We start from the raw sequence: 15,732 nt of genomic DNA on the forward strand, positions 1-15,732 counted from the left end.
CCCTCGATGGCGCCAATGTGGAAATCCTCGAACAGGTGGGCCCGGACCACTTTGAATTGTTTGGCCTCACCACGGATCAGGTAGCCGCCTGGCGTGGATCTGGCTACCGACCCTGCGAGGTGCTCCAGGGTTTGCCGGTGCTTCAGGAGGTTTTCGAGCTGCTCTATTCAGGTCAGTTCAGCGAGGGAGACCGCGGCCTGTTTGTGCCATTGCTTGATGGGTTGCTGCATTCGGATCCGTTCTTTGTGCTGGCGGATTTTGAGGCCTATCTGCAGGCGCAGCACCGTATCGATGGCCGTTGGCTCGCTCAGCGCGGCTGGCGGCATTCTTCGCTGATGAATACAGCCAGGAGTGGTTTCTTCTCATCTGATCGCTCAATCCAGGATTACGCCCACCGCATCTGGCACGTGGATCCGATGCCGGTGGAATTGGCTTGCTCATTGCCTGAGCAGACCTCGCAACAGCCGTTCTCTTGAGCCTGTGTTCATGTCTTCCCAAGACAGCACCCGCGCCTGGCTGGATGCAGCAGGTCGCTTACCTCAGGGATCATCCCGCTTGGTGATCAGCCGCGGTCAGCAGATCCGTGCAGCCGACGATCCGAAGGCCACACCGGCTCAGCGCCGAGCCGCGGCCCGGGCCCGCAGCCGCATGATCAACGAGAACCTGCGGCTTGTGGTGTGTATTGCCAAGCCCTATCAGGCCCGCATTCTGAAAAGTTCTGCGCTGGAGTTTGCCGATCTGCTTCAGGCGGGCACGATCGGTTTGATCCGAGCTGTGGAGAAATTCGACCCGGCTCTGGGTTATTCATTCTCCACCTACGCCAGCTGGTGGATCCGCCAGTCGATCCGCCGGGAGATTGAGGCCAGTGGCAGTGCGATTCGTCTTTCAGCTCGCCAACAACAGCTGCAGCTGAAAGCGCACTTTGCGCCGCCAGGCCTCACGCAGACTGAACTCGCCGCGTATCTGGATGTCGAACTCCATCAGCTCAGGGAGCTGCAAGAGGCCTGGAGAGCCTCCCAGGTTGACAGCCTCGATCGTTCACTTGAGATGGGGCACGACCAGCCGATCCATCTCAGCGATTGTCTCGCTGCACCACCGGATCGCTCCCTGGATCAGCAGGATGTGCAGGCCGCAGCCGCGCGGCTGCGGCGGAAGGCGCCGGCCGATCTCGCCATCCTCGATCGCCTGGTGCAGGGTGAAAGTCAAAGTGAAGTGGCTCGCAGCATGGGGATCACACGCCAGGCGCTGAACCGCCGCTTGGAGCGCTCGAGCAAGCGCTTGCGGCTGGTGGAACCCAGCGCCCGCGAGCTACTGGCTGAACTGGCGTAACTCAGCTCTGCGGCAGCAGTGGACCGCCCTGGTTGCGGCTCACGGCCACGATCGCGGGCCTGGGGTGCCGGCCTGGTACGCCCGAGGGCCAGTTCGATCCCAAGGGCACGCTGCGCAGCTGATCAAAGCGTTCACCGGAGCGATCCTCAAGCGTGAACGCCTGCATTTCCATCTGCTCACGCTGATGGCAACCGTGCTGTTCTCCCGGATGCTGAACCGCTAGGAACAATGTGTGCTCCTTCGCATCAAAACAGGGTCCGCACAGTTCCGATTCGATCGGACCATTGGCAAACAGCACCGCCTGCTGCTCACTTGAGGGGCTCCGCGGCAGGATCCAGCAGGCGTTTTTGCCAAAGATGTCGCTCTGGCTGCTGCCAAACGAGCGATCGGTCACCATCCACACGTTGCCGCGCTGGTCGATAGCCAGGTTGTCGGGATTGGCGAATCCGAGCCCACCCTCCCAGGGGGTGCCGCCGGTGGCCACCATCCGCCAGCGCAACGGACCGCCTGGCTGCGCTGCATCGGCGGGTTCATCGCTCAAGCGCATCACCCAGCCGAACGGCCACGGTGTTTCTCCCTTGGGTCCCTGGAAGATGGCTGGATCAGGACTGCCGGTTTCCTCGGAGCCTCCCATCGTGAAGGTGATCAGCAGATCACCGCTGGTCGGATCGATGTCGGTGTCTTCCGGGCGTGCGGTGGGGGTGGCGCCGATGGCGTTGGCGGCGAGGTGTGCATCGATCAGGATCGCTCCCTGCTGCTCATTACCTTCACCCAGGTAGAGATCACCAAGGGTTGAATACAACCGGCCGTAGCGCTCACGTTCTGCTGGGCTGCGCAGAATTTCGCCGCCGGCACGGCTGCGATCGCTGTGGGGCACTTCCACGGTGGTTGTACCGCCGAGATTGACGTCGTGAACAGAGAGGAAGGGGGCAATCGGTGTCTGGGGTGCGAGCAGTAGCCATTGGCCGCTGCCATCGGGCTGGAGTTGTGCCACCTCCAGCCGGCCCTCCTCCAGCAGCCGCGAGTTGGCTGGATCGCGCGGATCAGCTACCACTTCACGACTGACAAACCGATAGAGATGACCGCTGTGCCGGTCGCAGGCTGAATACACCACCAGCGGCTCACCGGATCTGGCGCGTACGGCGACGGCTTCATGGCGAAACCGCCCCAGCCAGGTGTGCTTCACGGCGGGTTTGCTGGGGTCCTGCGGATCGATTTCCACCATCCAGCCGTATTTGTTTCCGGCCAGCCCGAATGGATTCCCAAGACCAGCGAGACGCTTGCGGCTGAATTCGAACGGTCGCTGCGACGGTAACGGCGAGCTGCCGTCGGCATAGACCGCTTCCACCACCTGCGATTGGACGTTCTCCTCGGCCGAGAGCACGGTGCCCCAGGGGGTCTGGCCACCGGCGCAATTGGCGAAGGTGCCAATGATGCGATCACCGAGCCCGTCGTCGTAGCCCAGGCGCCTGCGCTGGCGAAACACCGCCGCCGCCGGGCCGCTGCTGCGCAGCCGCTGGCTCGGGTCGTTCCAACCGCTGAGCCCATGGATGCGCCGTTCTAGAGGGGTGGATTCATGGCGCCAGCGCCCGTCGGCCCCTCGTTTGATTCCGGCTACTCCGATCCCTAAATCCTCCAGCGCCGCTCGGGCGATCTGTTCCGCCATCACGCGTAGCGGTGTTCCCGCGGGCAGTGCCGGAATGTCAGCTCCTCCACCGGCTTGCTGAAGCAGCGCCTCCAGTGCCGCAAAGGGCAGGCTGCGGCCATGCGCTTCGCTGTAGCCCTCACACCAGGTGAGGGCGCTGATGTATTCGAAATTGATGGTGAGCAGTGCTCGATCTGCTGCCAGGGGTGTGAAGGCGAGGTAGTCGTTGTTGAACCCCATCACGCCCGCGCCGAGCCGATCGCCCCAGCTCAACACCACATCGACGCGGTACCCCTTGGGAACCTCGAGCCGATCCAGCAGGCCGATGCGCCGATAGGTCTGTCGTTGCTGCGCGGCGCTGAGGCCATCACCGGGCAGGGGGATCGGCCCGGTGATCGATGGCCATGCCGGCACTGGCGTGGCTTTCGCACCAGCCTGGCGATCGCTGAACACCCCGGCGGCGGCGCTGACGGCCGTGAGCCCCAGGCACTCCAGCAACGAACGCCGCTTCATGGTTGCCGCTGCGGGCAGCTGGCCAAGCGATGGGGGCTGAGCATCGCCAAACGGCTGGTCTGCAATGGATTGCGATTGTCATCGCTCACCAGCAGCAAGCTTGGTTGTGCAGGCGACAGTGCTGCTGTGAGGCTCAATCCCTCCCAGTTTTCAGGGGTCAAGCCCACCTGTTGCAGATCCCAGTGGTGGATCGCCTTCATCACCTGTCCTGGTTCAGGCAACCGATAGAGCCGCAGCTGGTTGCTCCACTGCAACGGCTCTCGGTAGCGGCGCCAGAGGGTGAGTAGCAGCGGTGCACCGGGTTGCTGTGGATGCAAGACCTGCAGGTCGGTCAGCCCCCATGGACCATCCGCCGGTGCCTCCAGCGCCCCCTGTTCGCTGGCCTGGGGAGGGTCTTGCCGGGATCGGCTCGGCCTTGGCCAGTCCCAGCGGAGCAGGCGAACTTGATCGTCTGGGTCTTGGAGGAGTGGCCGTTCCGCTGTCATCAGCAAGGCGAGCGGTTCTCCCGGGCGGTTGAGCCGTGCCAATCCTTCCGGCCCTGCATTGCTGTTGAGGCCCTGTTGGGGTTGCGGCTGCCAGAGCGGTGGCAGTGGCACCGCCTCCAACAGCGCTCCACTCACCAGCGAGACGCGCAGCAGCTGGGCGGGGCGTTCCTGGCTGCGTCTCCCTTCCGTGGCCACCCAGGCCTGATCGCCGTCGATCACCAGGCCTTCACCATCGAGTTGATGGGTCACCTGCTGAGGAACCTGCAGCTGAAGGGCGCCCAGTTGGCGGGGTGAGCTGTGAGCGGAGGGGAGCGTCCAGGCGCTGAGCTCACCCTCGGGCAGGTCGCTCAACAGCCAGAAACGGCGCAACGGGCTCTCAACGGCGATGGCTGAGTAGCCCCCGCCTGCTCCCGGGATCAACCCGTCGCGCTGGAGGATCCAGCCCGCCTCCAATGGGCAGGGCAGAACAGGGCTGAGCAGACCCCAGGCCGAGCCCAGCACCAGCCGCGCCAACCCGTCAGCCATGGTGAGTACCTGCGGATGAGAGTTCAGAGCCGCTGCAGAGCCGCGTCTCCACGCGCAGGCGTTGCAGCTCCAGGCACATCAGCTCGGCCAGATCGCGATCCAAAGGCTGGCTGCGCTGCCACTCACCATCCAGCCAGCTCTGCACTTGTCCGGGCGCGAGGTTCAGATACCGGGCGAGACATTGCTGCACCACAAACCGCTCATGGGGGTGCGGGTTGGCCCGCAGTTCCACGCAGCAGAGCGCTGGCTGCCGTTCACCGCACTCCACCCGGCGGAGACTGTCGAGGCCAGCCAGCACGCTGATTTCATCGCCTGGCTGCAGCGACCAATCCAAAGGCGGCAGGGCACGGGCGCTCCCGTGATCACGGCGCTGATGCCGCAGCACAGTCATCCCGTAGCCGTTCTCCACCCGGGCGATCGTGAGTCCGCACAGGTGATCGTTGGGCTCCACCCTATAGCGCACCACCAGTTGGTTTTGCCCGTGGATCTGCAGCACCTGCTCCACCCGCTCACCAAAGGCCGTGGCAACAAGCGCATCCGCTGCCAGATCCACCCCGGAGATCACGCTGATGCCCCCGAGCAAATTGCCCAGCTGATCGCTGGCCTCCATCGCGTGGGCGAGAACCGCCAGCCGACAGTTGGGATGGCTCTGCTGCAGGGTGAGCGCCGCCTGCACATTGCGGAGCAGATTGTTGCTGAGCAGTCCAATGCCCAGCAGTTGCGTGTGCTTGAGCCGCTCCAACTGACTGTCCATGCCTCCTCGGCCCTCCGTGAAACAGGCGGTCTGAACCCCGATGCGTTCTCCAGCCAGCAGCGTTCGAATCGGTTCGACAACCTCCTCACCGCCCACGATCAACACCTGGCGGCTGCCAACCCGCAGGCGCTCGCGCCGTTGCAGCCCCAGGCGTTCCGTGAGCAAATGCTCGAGGATCAAGGCCACCAGGGCCGATGTGATCAGGGTGCCAAGCAGGGCGTAACTCAGGCCCGCCAGCAGTTGCCACAGGCTGCGCTGACTGAGCAGCATCACCGGGTCGACAAATTCGCCCTGCAATAGCCCGAGAGTGATCAACAGTGCGCGCCGCCAGTCGCCGGCGCGCTCGGCAAAGAGCACTAAACCGATGGCAACCGCGCCGAGCAGCAGTGGCGCCAGCCAGCTCAACTGCCGGCGCGGTAGGGCTCGCCATCGCCGTTGCCAACCCCGCAGTCGTCGCACGAGCCGTTGCTGCGCTGTTGGCGTTGGTTGTGTGGCGGCCAGCCCTCGTTGCCGCCGGATGATCCAGAGCTCTGCATCGGCGGCACCAGCCTGTCGCCAGCGCCGGCTTGTGGGTTCCCTGTGGGCTTCTGCTGCGCTCACCACGCTGATGGTGTCGCCTTGCGGATGGCTACCGAGCTGGATCAAGCCCGCCTGAGGTTGAAGGGCGCTGGCGATCGCTCCAGCGATGAGCACGAGAGGGTCGACAACAGCCACCTTGGGAAGCCGTTGTTCGAGCAGCTGGCCGATGGTCTGCTCGCCGTTGCTGGAGCGCACGACCACATCGGCCTCAGGGTTCAACAGCCGCACCAGCAGTGCGGCCTCCAGATTCACCTGGCTGTCGGAACTGAGCAGCAGCACCGATCGGCATTGCCGAACACCGGCCTTCTCCAGCACCTGGGCATGACGCATATCGCCTTGCACCAGTCGGCTGATCCGTTCAGCCATCTCGGCACGGCGCCATCGGGGCTGGAGCAGATCCACCGCTGTCAGTGGAACATCGAAGGGAAGCAGGCGCTCGAGGCAGGCCTGACCCAGCGCTCCAAGGCCGCAGATCAGCACACCTCCCTCGCCGACCGTCACCTTGGCTCAACAGCGCCTGCTTCACCGTAGAAACCGGCTCTAGGGCTGTCCTTCACCGTCCCTTTATCAAAGCTCTGCACGATGGTGCCAGGTGCATCACCTTGCATGAATTCCGGTCTGCTCCACACCATGCAGGCCTTCGCCAGCAGCCTGCCTCTGCGCGTGCTCACGTCTGGGGAGGTGTTGTTTGAAGCGGGTGAACCGGGCGCGACCATCTTTTGCCTGCTCAGCGGTGCCATCGAGCTTGATTGGGGTGGCGATGCTCCTGAGCGATTCGGCCCCGGTGATGTGGTGGGTGTGGGCGCCCTAGTGAGCGATAACCATCGCCGCCATGGCACCGCCCGAGCGCTCGAGCCCACGGAATTGATTGAGCTGGGCCGCGAACAGTTTCTCTTCGCGGTGCAGGAAACACCCCTGTTTGCGATCGAGCTGATGGCCAGCCTGGAGCGGCGGCTTCGCGGCCTAGAAGACTGAGCCAGCTGCGCCTTCAGCGACGCGGCGCTGTCCAGTCTTCAAACCAGCCACGCCGCCAGAGGTAGATCGCCTGCATGCTCGCGATGGTTCCCATCAGCAGCAGCGAGGCGATGTAGCCATAGCGCCAGTGCAGCTCGGGCATGTTGTCGAAGTTCATGCCGTAGATGCCAGCAATAAAGGTGAGGGGCGCAAAGATCGTTGACACGATTGTGAGCGTTTTCATGATCTGGTTCATGCGGTTTCCGGTGCTCGCCATGTGTGCTTCGGTCACGGCATCGCACTGATGGCGCAGGATTTCGCAGCTCTCAAAGATCTGCTCTACGTTCTGAGCCATTTCCTGGAATCCCTGCAAGCCATCGGGTCCCATCACCGGCTGGTTCTGGCGCAGAAACAACAGGATCTGATGTCGCAGCGGCCAGAGTTGCTGGCGGATCCGACGCAGGTTGGCCCTCAATTGATAGGCCCGCGTGAGCACCCGTGGCCGCGGATCCCGTAGCGCCGCTTCCTCGAGATCATCGAGGCGATTGGCCATCTGCTCCAGCATCGGGAAGATGCCATCGAGGATGTTGTCCACCATGTAGTGGAGGAGATCATCGAGATCTTCGGCCGCAGCCACCGGGCTTTTCTGCATCAGCCAATCGGTGAGCGAAGCGAAGGGATCACTGCTCGGTGCTTCTTCGATGGAGATCAAGCAGTTGTGAGTGAGCAGCATGCTCACCTGATCGCTCACCAGATTGAGAGGATCTCTGGAGAATCGCAGCCGATGCAGCACCACGGCAATCACATCGCCCATCGAATCCACCCGGGTGGATTGGGGTGTATCGAGCACCAGGGGGCTGAAGACGGCGGGGATCCGGCAGAGCTCCAAGGCTTCGCGGATCAGATGTGGTTGTCCCATCCCGCTCACCCGCAGCCAGATCGGCACCCGTTGGCTGAGTAGATCCTCGATCTGCCCGCGATCCTGGAGACGGCACAGTTGAGGGCCTTCCGGCCAGAGCACCATCGCTGAAAACGTGGTGGGTGCACGTCCACCTGCCAGATACAAGCTGTTGGGCATCTGGCCCGGACGTTCCTCCAGGCGGCGCGAATCCAGGGAGCCGGGCGTGGGCCTCAATTGGGGGAGGCTCTGCATCCGTCCATGCACGCAACCACCGGCAAGGTAGCGAGCTGCTCCGAACCCTCCGATGTGAGCCGGAGCACGGAACAGCGGTGTTGCCTGCCACAGCCCTGCTGCGGGGAATCGATTCGAATACCTCAACGCCGGGCAGCCTTCCCATGCAGAGCGTTCGCATCTGGCTGCCGCCGGTGGTCTGCTGCATGGCCATCCAGGGTTTCTGGTTGGGCACCCTGCGCATGCTCAACCCCTACGCCACACCGGCAGATCTTCAGGATCTGCATCGGTTCGGCGGCAAAACTGTGCCTACGCTGAAGACCAGCTCCCTGAAGCCCCGTGTCTGACACGCCAAGCCTCGAGGCTGATCTCCGAAGCCTGGAGCGCTTTCGCGATTGGCTGCAATCTCTGGTCGCCGCTCAGCAGCCTCTCGATGAATGGGCAATGAGTGTCGAAGAGCTGCGTGAGCGTTGGTTGCCCAAGTTGCGCGAGCGCCCGGCAACAACCAGCAGCCGCCTGTATTTCTAAACTGCAGCTAGCGGTTCGTTTAACTTGCCAGGCACTGAGCCAGCGATTGGCTGAGCTGGCGGTGGAACTGCTTGTAATCGCCGCTGCTGAGGATCGTGCGGCGAGTTGGTTCGTGGCGTGAGGCGGCCTGAAGCAAGCCGAACAGCATCAAGGCCTCCTGTTGATTGAGGCAAAGCAGGTGTTCCTTTTGGCGGAACAGTGCTGCGTTGGCCTCCACTGTGCTGTTGGTGGTGCTGTTGGCTTTGGCTGCAAGCAGCGGCCCAGGCAGGGGCTCGTGAGTCAGGGTGGACAGCTTCACGCAGGAAGACTTTTTCAAGGAACGTAGCAGTGCTTCCGCCTCACTCCGAATCCATAACCACCCCTTAACTCCTTAACCTCCGTGATGTGTTCAGAGTGAGCCTTTCGCTGTTGCCCTGTGGGTGATCTGGATCGATCAGCGCCTCTGAGCACCGAATCTTGCGGCTCTTTTGTCGCCTTGTTGCTCGAGCAGCGTGCGCGTCGATTGGTGGCTCTGCAGCTCGATGTGCTCGCCGATCGCGATCCTGAGCCCCTGCATCAGATGCGGGTGTGCTGCCGCCAACTGCGCAGCACGGTGGAGCAATTTGCCGCGGCGCTGGTGTTGCCTGAGCAGGTTTCGGCGCAGCGCCTGGCCCGGATCGGTTCCGATCTGGGACTCACCCGTGATCTCGACGTGATGCGCCATCGCCTCGAGCAGCACTGGCTGCCCTTGCTGCCGGAGCGGGAACAGGCGCCCCTGCGCAAGCTGCTCAAACAGCTCAAGCGTGAGCGCAAGCTGGCCTTCGCGATCACAACCGACACGCTCAAGGGCCGCCGCTACCTCAAGCTGCTCGCACGGCTTCAGCTGTGGCTGCGTGAGCCGGTCTTCACGCCACTGGGGGAAGAGCCCATGGCGGCGTGGTGTGCCGACTTTCAGCAGGTGGTGTTGGCTCGACTGTTCACGCAGCCGGGTTGGTGGGTGGAGCGCCCCCATGAGCCTGAAGGTGCGATGGCCCTGCATCAGTTGCGTCGCCGGATCAAACGGGCCCGCTACGGCCTGGCCAACCTCAGCACCCTTGCCCCAGGAGCCTTTGAGCCCTGGCTGCTACAGCTCAAGCAGATGCAAACAGCCCTGGGTGATTTGCAGGATCTGAGGGTGCTTGTGCTCACCCTGGAGCGCTTGCTGGAGGAGCGGCCTGATGCAGTGTTGCCGGTGCTCTGCAGTTTGATCTGCGAGGCTCGCGATCAGGCCTGGCTGCGCTGGCATGAAGCCTCGGCTCAGCTGCGCACGGCAGCAGGCCGAGAAGCGTTGCTGGCACTGCAGTCCAGTGCAGCAGCTGGGTGGTCTGGATCACGCTCCCTCGCTATCTCGAGCACGGCTCCAGGCTTAAACCCTGCATAGGTTCTGGCCATGACTCTGTTGCAGGCCTGCGGGCCCGTGCTGCTGCCACTGGTCTTGTTGTCGCTGGCTGTGGCCAGCGCTGCGATTGATCGTTGCTGGTTCTGGTGGCGTTGGCGCCGACGGCCCTTGGCCAGACGCCGTCCGCTTCTGGTCGACGCTTTCACAATTCAGTGCATGGAACCGCTGCTTGAAGCTGCTGTGCTGGTGGCTCCACTGCTGGGTTTGTTGGGCAGTGTGCTGGCCCTCATGCGGGTTCTCGATGAGGCCAACGTTCCATCATCCGCTTTGCTCAGGAGCTATTCGCTGGTGCTGGTGAGCACCGCCTACGGACTGGCCATCGCTGTGGCAGCGCTTGTGGTGCTCCTGCTCAATCGCGCGTTGCGCCGTTGGCAGCTGCAGTGCCTTCGCCGGCAGGAGGGGTGAGATGAAACTCCTGTTGGTTGCCTTGACCCCGACGGCTCTGGGCCTGCTGGCGGTGCTCGCAGCCGTGGGACTGCTGCCCTTCATGACGGGCCTTCCGCATCCCCAGCCCCTTCAGCGCAAGTCAGGGGTCCCTGGATCGCCCAACGTGGTGGTGGCTCGTAACGCCGCAGGCCGTTGGTTCGCCGACGGTGTCGCGGTCGATGATCAGACCCTGGAGCGTCGGCTGTCGGCCCGTGGCGACTCCCTGACGGTCCGCTTCCTGCCCTCAGACCGTCTCAGCACGGCTGAGGTCAGTACGAGCCTGGCCTGGTTGCGTCGCCGAACCAAGGGTTCCCTCCAGCTGGAGTTGATGGGGGGCTAAGCCATGAAGCGCAGCTTGACGTCTGCCGCTTGGCAGGCTTGTTGCTATGGAATTCCGGTCGCTCTGAGCGTGGCAGCCGGCGGGCTCGTGCAACGTTTCTGGTGGCAGCAACGGCATCCCCCCCAAGTGGGTGCGGCCGTGGTTCTGCGCCTTACCGCTGAGGGGACCTTGCTCTGGCAGGGACGGCCGATGGCGGCGCCGTCTCTACGCCGGGGATCGGCGCGCCTCGTCCGCTTGCTGCCCGATGCGCAGGTTCCCTGGTCGGTTGTGCTGCAGCGGGCTCAACAGCTTCAGGAGGAAGGTTTTGCCCTCGAACTTCAACTTCCCGCTACGTGAACCGCTTCTGCTGGCCCTGGCTGTGCATGCTGCGGTGCTCACCCACCTGCTCACCAGGCCCACTGTGAGCCCAGGTTCACGACAGGCCGACGCGAGTGGCGCCGATACCCCTACCCTCCTGCGCCTGAGTCGTCGCTTGCAGGTCACACCCCCTTCTGCACCGGCATTGCCCATCAATCCCGACGCAGTGGCCTTGCCACCGCCACCTCCCCCTTTCGACGCGTTCCCCCAGCGCCCAGTGCCGGTTCCGAACGACAAGGAGGTGCCTGATGTGGCTGCTGAGTCGGGTCTGCCACGGTCCGCGCCGGAGGTGTTGCGCGTTGCAGCGGCCTGGTTGACTCCACCGCGTGATGGCTTCGATGCGGCCGAGCCCAGGGTTCAGGCTGTCCGTCAGCGCCAATGGTGGCTGACAGCCCGCCAGGCAGTCCTGCTTCAGGGCCTCTGGGAGGCGGCCGACGAGCGCCAGCAGGAGGGATCTCACGCTTGGAGGGCCATGACAATGACCGGTTTTCGCTCGCTCGGGCTGCCGTTTCAGGGGGCATCCCAGGTGCATGGCATCAGCCTTGTGCATCAGGGTGAGCTCACCTTGCTCTGGCGCGATTCCACTGGTCTCTGGATGGTCAGACCTGTTCCCGAGGGCTAACCCAGCCTTAACCGCGCCTGTACCCGAGCTTTGCTCAAGCGCTGGTGATGCTCCATACAGTCTGCGGGTCCCGTCGGCACAACAGCTCGATGGTTTACACACCAAGTGGTCAGCAGGGTCTTCGCACTTCGCTGGAGGAGGTGTATCAGCGCCGTGATTTGGTGCACCTCAGCGCCGGCAGCAAGGTTCCCCTGCTGCGCAATCACGTCTGGCTGGTAACCCGCGGCATGGTCAAGCTCAGTTGCATGAACGAGCAGGGCGACGATCTGCTGCTTGGCCTGGCCGGCCCGAACGAGATCTTCGGTGAGCCCCTCACCAACATTGACCTCTACGAAGCCACCACCATCGGCGATAGCGATCTGCTCTGTCTGCCGATGGATGAGATCGAAGCCACCCCTCATCTCGCCGTCACCCTCGTTCGGGCGATGACCAGCCGCATGCGCCAGTCGGAAGCGTTGATCGCGCTGCTCGGTCTGCGCCGCATCGAAGAGCGGGTGCGCGGTTTTCTGGAGCTGCTGGCTCAGGATTACGGCCAACCCTGCGAGCAGGGTCTGCTGCTCAACCTGCGCCTCACCCACCAGGACATCGCCAATGCACTGAGCACCACGCGCGTCACCGTGACCCGCGTGCTCGGCCTGCTGCGGGAGGAGGGCTGGCTGCAGCTCGATGACCAGCGCCAGCTGGTGGTGAGCCATCTGCCCAGGGGCTGAGGGTTCAGGCGGCGCGCGGCACGAGTAACTCGAGCAGTGCGCCGCCATCGGGGTGGTTGCTGGCCCGCACCATCCCTCCTTGGGAGAGTGCGATCTGCTGCACGATCGCCAGCCCCAGTCCGCTACCGCTGCGGGGTGAACGGGCCCGGGAGGGATCGCCGCGGTAAAAGCGCTGGAACATGCGTTCAAGGTCGGTTTCGCTCAGGCCCGGCCCGTGATCGCGCACCGACACCATGCACCAGCGGTTGCGGACGCTGATCTGCACATCAATCGTGGCCTGATCGGGGCTGTAGCGCAGGGCGTTGTCGAGCAGGTTGAGCAGCGCCTGATGAAAGCGGGCCGGATCAATGGCCGCCAGATCAGGTCCTTCTCCGCTGAGGGGCTGCGCTGGTGCCACCTGCAGCTGCACCCCCCGCTCTGACGCCAATGGCTCGAGCGTGCTCCACACACGGTGGATCAGCGCCGCTGGATCCACGACCGCCTGGGGAGCTTCATCCGTGAAGGGGGTGTTGTCGAGGCGCGAGAGGTCGAGCAGATCGCTCACCAATACCTGCAGCCGCTCCAGTTCCCGCTGCAGGCGCTGCACCAGCACCGCCTGCCTGCCATCGGCTTTGAGGGCAAGGCTGTCACCAACGAGCCGCAGGGCTGTGAGCGGCGTCTTCAGTTCATGGGCCACATCGCTCACCCACTCCTCCTGGCGTTCCAGCTGGCTTTCCAGTGGATTGCGCCCCTGCAGCACCACAGCTACCCAGCCGACGTCGCCGGGCATCACACGCACATCGAGGTTGCTGGTGCGCAGTGGCCAGGAGCAGCGTTGGGGCAGGCCCTTGTCGCGGGCCAGATTCACCAGGTGCAGCAGTTCATCGGAAGGATCCAGCAGCGCAAAGGGCTCACCCCGCAGCCCCAGGCTGGAATCCTCCAGTTCGAGCAGCAGTTCGGCGCGGGGGTTGAGGCCGGCGATGCGGTTGTCGCCGTTGAGCAGCAACCACCCTTGCGGCACTGCCTCCATCCAGGCACGCAGTTGCGTTTCGGGCGGATCGAGGGGGCGTTGACGGTGTCGGCGCCGACGTTGCAAGCGCGGCTGGCGCCGGAACAACAGCCCGAGGCTGCCGCCAGCGGCTACGCCGATCAATAGGGCTAGAGCTGTTTCCTTGCTCACCCGTTAACCGAAGCGATAACCAAAGCCACGCACGGTGACCAACTTGGCGGGATTGGAGGGGTCGTCTTCGATTTTTTCCCGCAGCCAACGGATGTGCACATCCACCGTTTTGCTGTCGCCGATGTAATCCACGCCCCACACCTGCTCGATCAGCTGCTCGCGGCTCCACACCCGGCGCGGGTTCTGCATGAACAGCTCGAGCAGTTTGTATTCCTTTGGTGATAGGCGGATGTCGATGCCAGCACGGGTGACCCGGCATTCACCTGGATAGAGGAGGAGATCGAGATGTTCGAGGCTGCTGGTGACTGGCAGGGGCGTGCGCTGGCGGCGCAGCAGGGCTCTGCAGCGGGCCACCAGTTCGCGCATGCCAAAGGGCTTGATCAGGTAGTCGTCGGCACCCACCTCAAGGCCGAGCACCCGATCGGTTTCGGTGTCGCGGGCACTCACCACCAGGATCAGGGGCGGTGTGCTGCCCTGCCGCAGCTGGCGGCAGAGATCGAGGCCGTTGATGCCCGGCAGCATCAGATCGAGCACCACCAAATCAAAGCTCTCGCGGCTGAGCAGGTCCCAGGCGCTGCGGCCGTTGGTGGCGGCCGTGACGGCGAATCCTTCCATCTCGAGGGTTTCCGCCACGGTTTCGCGGATGGTGTCGTCGTCCTCCACAACCAGCAGCCGGGTGGTTGGGGTGGCGTCGTCAACCTGGTTCATTCCTCAATTCTGGGCGTGAACCCTTGTGTTGCCCGATACCGCCTCAATCGCTGTGAGCGTCCTGCTGGAGGCTGCATTGGGTAAGGGCCGGATCAGTGAGCCGCTCCAGCACCCGCTGGAGATCCACGGGGGAGAGTTCTCCGTTGTGGCCCCATTTGAGACTGGTGCTGGAGCCAGCGTCGCGAGGTGATGGCTGGCCTGAAGTGTTGAGATCGGCGCCCATGCCGCTCGTTCTGTGCTGGAACGCACACTAAAGCGGCTGGGGGCTGGTGCGCTTGTGTTAAGTGGCCAGCCCTTGGTGGATTCAGGCCGCCTGCAGCTCCGCAGGGCGGTAGGGCATGAAGTTGGCCTTGCGGGTGCCGCAGATCGGGCAGATCCAGTCGTCCGGGATGGCTTCAAAAGCTGTGCCGGCGGCCAGCCCCGAATCGGGGTCGCCCACGGCGGGGTCGTAGATCACGCCACAGACCTTGCAGATCCACAGGCCGCTCACCGGTTGGCTGGCCTCGGCGGCCGTGCCATTGCCCTGCAGGGCTTCTAGGGCAATGCTGTAGCGATCGGCGTGGTGGTGCTCCACGGGGATGAGCAGGCCGAAGTTGCGGGCTGCGGTGCGGAAGATGCCGGCGTGCTCCTGGGATTCGCTGATCTGTTCGTTGAACTCTGCTTCGGCGCTCCCGTCGCGGTCGGCGCGGGCCTGGGCGGCGAACTCGGGGTACATCGTTGTGTACTCGTAGGTTTCGCCTTCAATCGCCAGCTCAAGGCACCGGCTCAGGACTGCTTGCTTCTGCGCATCGCTGAGAGAGGCGGGGTCGTCGATGACGAGCTCCGGATGCAGCAGGCGGAAATGGGCAAATGCGTGTTCGGTTTCCTGGTTGGCGGTGTCGCGGAACAGCTTGGCCAGCTCGCTGTTGCCGAGCTGCTTGGCCACATCGGCAAAGAAGAGGTATTTGCGGTTGGCCATGCTCTCGCCGCCGAACGCGGCTTCGAGGTTGGCCTGTGTGCCGGGATTGGAAAGGTCCATGGTTTGCGGTGCTTACGGATGGCGCCCTGCGCTGGCGCGAGCATAGCCCTTCTTATGCGAAGTCGGTACGACTTTGTAAAAGTGCGTGACGTGGCCAGTCGTGGCGGCTCTGGTTAGATCTGGGACAGCTCTTCAAATCCCAGGGTCATGGGTCATCACCAGGTGTTGATCGTGGGCGGTGGTGCGGGCGGCATCACCGTGGCCGCGCGCCTCAGGCGCTTCCGCCCCAGCCTCGATGTGGCCATCCTCGAGCCCTCCAGCGAGCACTACTACCAACCGGGTTGGACCCTTGTGGGTGGTGGTGTGTTCACCGTGGATCAAACCCGCCGCCGGGAAGCAGATTTGATTCCTGCGGGTGTTACCTGGATCCGCGAAGCTGTAGCCGGCTTCGACCCTGACAGCAACAGTGTCAGTACCAGCGCCGGCCAAACCCTCACCTACGACGCTCTCGTGGTAGCCACCGGCTTGAAGCTCAACTGGGACGCGATCAAGGGATTACCCGATGCCCTGGGCAAGGGCGGCGTGTGCAGC

The 15,732-nt window shown here is 63.8% G+C and carries 20 protein-coding genes; 11 read left to right on the forward strand and 9 right to left on the reverse strand.

Features of this window, described 5'->3' with window-relative positions:
• Both ACIQ2E_RS04755 and ACIQ2E_RS04760 read left to right on the forward strand, forming a co-directional pair.
• Nucleotides 1-476: glycogen/starch/alpha-glucan phosphorylase (locus ACIQ2E_RS04755; protein ID WP_398326926.1), on the forward strand; the 476-nt coding region annotated here is incomplete at its 5' end.
• A gap of 10 nt (nt 477-486) precedes the next feature.
• Nucleotides 487-1,329 carry a sigma-70 family RNA polymerase sigma factor gene (locus ACIQ2E_RS04760; protein ID WP_398326928.1) on the forward strand — a complete coding sequence of 281 codons (843 nt, stop codon included), beginning with the start codon at nt 487-489 and terminating at the stop codon, nt 1,327-1,329.
• 1 nt (nt 1,330) lies between these two features.
• Here the strand turns inward: ACIQ2E_RS04760 and ACIQ2E_RS04765 are convergent, their stop codons facing one another.
• The 3 genes from ACIQ2E_RS04765 to ACIQ2E_RS04775 are packed head-to-tail and all read right to left on the reverse strand — an operon-like array spanning nt 1,331 to nt 6,331.
• Nucleotides 1,331-3,487 carry a PhoX family protein gene (locus tag ACIQ2E_RS04765; protein ID WP_398326931.1) on the reverse strand — a complete coding sequence of 719 codons (2,157 nt, stop codon included), beginning with the start codon at nt 3,485-3,487 and terminating at the stop codon, nt 1,331-1,333.
• Nucleotides 3,484-4,497, reverse strand: a complete 1,014-nt coding sequence (locus tag ACIQ2E_RS04770; protein ID WP_398326934.1) for an esterase-like activity of phytase family protein — start codon at nt 4,495-4,497, stop codon at nt 3,484-3,486. Before ACIQ2E_RS04770 ends, ACIQ2E_RS04765 begins: the two co-directional genes overlap by 4 nt.
• A complete protein-coding gene (locus ACIQ2E_RS04775) occupies nt 4,490-6,331 on the reverse strand; it encodes an NAD-binding protein (RefSeq protein ID WP_398326937.1) in 1,842 nt (613 codons plus the stop codon). The genes ACIQ2E_RS04770 and ACIQ2E_RS04775 overlap by 8 nt, the downstream gene beginning before the upstream one ends.
• Before the next feature lie 105 nt (nt 6,332-6,436).
• Between ACIQ2E_RS04775 and ACIQ2E_RS04780 the strand changes: the two genes are divergently transcribed.
• Nucleotides 6,437-6,805, forward strand: a complete 369-nt coding sequence (locus ACIQ2E_RS04780) for a Crp/Fnr family transcriptional regulator (protein ID WP_398326940.1) — start codon at nt 6,437-6,439, stop codon at nt 6,803-6,805.
• Nucleotides 6,806-6,818: 13 nt separating this feature from the next.
• Here the strand turns inward: ACIQ2E_RS04780 and corA are convergent, their stop codons facing one another.
• Nucleotides 6,819-7,937 (reverse strand): magnesium/cobalt transporter CorA, encoded by a 1,119-nt coding sequence (gene corA / locus ACIQ2E_RS04785; protein WP_398326943.1) that lies wholly within the window; start codon nt 7,935-7,937, stop codon nt 6,819-6,821.
• A gap of 143 nt (nt 7,938-8,080) precedes the next feature.
• Here corA and ACIQ2E_RS04790 point away from each other — a divergent pair, with 143 nt between their 5' ends.
• Together ACIQ2E_RS04790 and ACIQ2E_RS04795 are read left to right on the forward strand one after the other, a co-directional pair.
• Entirely contained in the window at nt 8,081-8,263 is a 183-nt protein-coding gene (locus tag ACIQ2E_RS04790; protein WP_398326946.1) for a hypothetical protein, read from the forward strand.
• Nucleotides 8,256-8,444, forward strand: coding sequence for a hypothetical protein (locus ACIQ2E_RS04795; RefSeq protein ID WP_398326949.1), 189 nt, complete (start codon nt 8,256-8,258; stop codon nt 8,442-8,444). The genes ACIQ2E_RS04790 and ACIQ2E_RS04795 overlap by 8 nt, the downstream gene beginning before the upstream one ends.
• Before the next feature lie 19 nt (nt 8,445-8,463).
• Here the strand turns inward: ACIQ2E_RS04795 and ACIQ2E_RS04800 are convergent, their stop codons facing one another.
• On the reverse strand, nt 8,464-8,742 hold the full coding sequence (locus ACIQ2E_RS04800; RefSeq protein WP_398326952.1) for a hypothetical protein: 279 nt from the start codon (nt 8,740-8,742) through the stop codon (nt 8,464-8,466).
• Between the two features lie 117 nt (nt 8,743-8,859).
• Between ACIQ2E_RS04800 and ACIQ2E_RS04805 the strand changes: the two genes are divergently transcribed.
• The 5 genes from ACIQ2E_RS04805 (at nt 8,860) to ACIQ2E_RS04825 (ending at nt 12,316) form a co-directional block, all read left to right on the forward strand.
• The gene (locus tag ACIQ2E_RS04805; protein ID WP_398326955.1) at nt 8,860-9,843 is read left to right on the forward strand and encodes a CHAD domain-containing protein; all 984 of its coding nucleotides are present in this window, start codon (nt 8,860-8,862) and stop codon (nt 9,841-9,843) included.
• A 9-nt stretch (nt 9,844-9,852) separates the two neighbouring features.
• The gene (locus ACIQ2E_RS04810; protein ID WP_398326958.1) at nt 9,853-10,266 is read left to right on the forward strand and encodes a MotA/TolQ/ExbB proton channel family protein; all 414 of its coding nucleotides are present in this window, start codon (nt 9,853-9,855) and stop codon (nt 10,264-10,266) included.
• Between the two features lies 1 nt (nt 10,267).
• Nucleotides 10,268-10,627 carry a hypothetical protein gene (locus ACIQ2E_RS04815; protein WP_398326961.1) on the forward strand — a complete coding sequence of 120 codons (360 nt, stop codon included), beginning with the start codon at nt 10,268-10,270 and terminating at the stop codon, nt 10,625-10,627.
• Between the two features lie 304 nt (nt 10,628-10,931).
• Nucleotides 10,932-11,606: a hypothetical protein gene (locus ACIQ2E_RS04820; RefSeq protein WP_398326964.1), complete on the forward strand. Its 675-nt coding sequence runs from the start codon at nt 10,932-10,934 to the stop codon at nt 11,604-11,606.
• Nucleotides 11,607-11,695: 89 nt separating this feature from the next.
• Nucleotides 11,696-12,316, forward strand: coding sequence for a Crp/Fnr family transcriptional regulator (locus ACIQ2E_RS04825; RefSeq protein ID WP_398326967.1), 621 nt, complete (start codon nt 11,696-11,698; stop codon nt 12,314-12,316).
• Nucleotides 12,317-12,320: 4 nt separating this feature from the next.
• Here the strand turns inward: ACIQ2E_RS04825 and ACIQ2E_RS04830 are convergent, their stop codons facing one another.
• From ACIQ2E_RS04830 to ACIQ2E_RS04845, 4 genes are all read right to left on the reverse strand, one after another.
• Nucleotides 12,321-13,475 (reverse strand): sensor histidine kinase, encoded by a 1,155-nt coding sequence (locus ACIQ2E_RS04830; RefSeq protein WP_398326970.1) that lies wholly within the window; start codon nt 13,473-13,475, stop codon nt 12,321-12,323.
• Between the two features lie 3 nt (nt 13,476-13,478).
• Nucleotides 13,479-14,183 carry a response regulator transcription factor gene (locus ACIQ2E_RS04835; RefSeq protein ID WP_398326972.1) on the reverse strand — a complete coding sequence of 235 codons (705 nt, stop codon included), beginning with the start codon at nt 14,181-14,183 and terminating at the stop codon, nt 13,479-13,481.
• 43 nt (nt 14,184-14,226) lie between these two features.
• Complete coding sequence (locus ACIQ2E_RS04840; RefSeq protein ID WP_398326975.1) at nt 14,227-14,406, reverse strand: hypothetical protein; 180 nt, start codon at nt 14,404-14,406, stop codon at nt 14,227-14,229.
• A gap of 81 nt (nt 14,407-14,487) precedes the next feature.
• On the reverse strand, nt 14,488-15,201 hold the full coding sequence (locus ACIQ2E_RS04845; RefSeq protein ID WP_398326978.1) for a rubrerythrin family protein: 714 nt from the start codon (nt 15,199-15,201) through the stop codon (nt 14,488-14,490).
• Nucleotides 15,202-15,348: 147 nt separating this feature from the next.
• Here ACIQ2E_RS04845 and ACIQ2E_RS04850 point away from each other — a divergent pair.
• A partial coding sequence (locus ACIQ2E_RS04850) for an FAD-dependent oxidoreductase (protein ID WP_398326981.1) occupies nt 15,349-15,732 on the forward strand: 384 nt, incomplete at its 3' end.

Source organism: Vulcanococcus sp. (genome assembly GCF_044369115.1).
GTDB lineage: Bacteria > Cyanobacteriota > Cyanobacteriia > PCC-6307 > Cyanobiaceae > Vulcanococcus.

What these genes read in the sequence shown, in the direction of transcription:
- ACIQ2E_RS04760 (WP_398326928.1), top strand. Translation starts at nt 487, where the DNA reads ATGTCTTCCCAAGACAGCACCCGCGCCTGGCTGGATGCAGCAGGTCGC.
- ACIQ2E_RS04765 (WP_398326931.1), bottom strand. Translation starts at nt 3,487, where the DNA reads ATGAAGCGGCGTTCGTTGCTGGAGTGCCTGGGGCTCACGGCCGTCAGC.
- ACIQ2E_RS04770 (WP_398326934.1), bottom strand. Translation starts at nt 4,497, where the DNA reads ATGGCTGACGGGTTGGCGCGGCTGGTGCTGGGCTCGGCCTGGGGTCTG.
- ACIQ2E_RS04780 (WP_398326940.1), top strand. Translation starts at nt 6,437, where the DNA reads ATGAATTCCGGTCTGCTCCACACCATGCAGGCCTTCGCCAGCAGCCTG.
- corA (WP_398326943.1), bottom strand. Translation starts at nt 7,937, where the DNA reads ATGCAGAGCCTCCCCCAATTGAGGCCCACGCCCGGCTCCCTGGATTCG.
- ACIQ2E_RS04790 (WP_398326946.1), top strand. Translation starts at nt 8,081, where the DNA reads ATGCAGAGCGTTCGCATCTGGCTGCCGCCGGTGGTCTGCTGCATGGCC.
- ACIQ2E_RS04810 (WP_398326958.1), top strand. Translation starts at nt 9,853, where the DNA reads ATGACTCTGTTGCAGGCCTGCGGGCCCGTGCTGCTGCCACTGGTCTTG.
- ACIQ2E_RS04815 (WP_398326961.1), top strand. Translation starts at nt 10,268, where the DNA reads ATGAAACTCCTGTTGGTTGCCTTGACCCCGACGGCTCTGGGCCTGCTG.
- ACIQ2E_RS04825 (WP_398326967.1), top strand. Translation starts at nt 11,696, where the DNA reads ATGGTTTACACACCAAGTGGTCAGCAGGGTCTTCGCACTTCGCTGGAG.
- ACIQ2E_RS04835 (WP_398326972.1), bottom strand. Translation starts at nt 14,183, where the DNA reads ATGAACCAGGTTGACGACGCCACCCCAACCACCCGGCTGCTGGTTGTG.
- ACIQ2E_RS04840 (WP_398326975.1), bottom strand. Translation starts at nt 14,406, where the DNA reads ATGGGCGCCGATCTCAACACTTCAGGCCAGCCATCACCTCGCGACGCT.
- ACIQ2E_RS04845 (WP_398326978.1), bottom strand. Translation starts at nt 15,201, where the DNA reads ATGGACCTTTCCAATCCCGGCACACAGGCCAACCTCGAAGCCGCGTTC.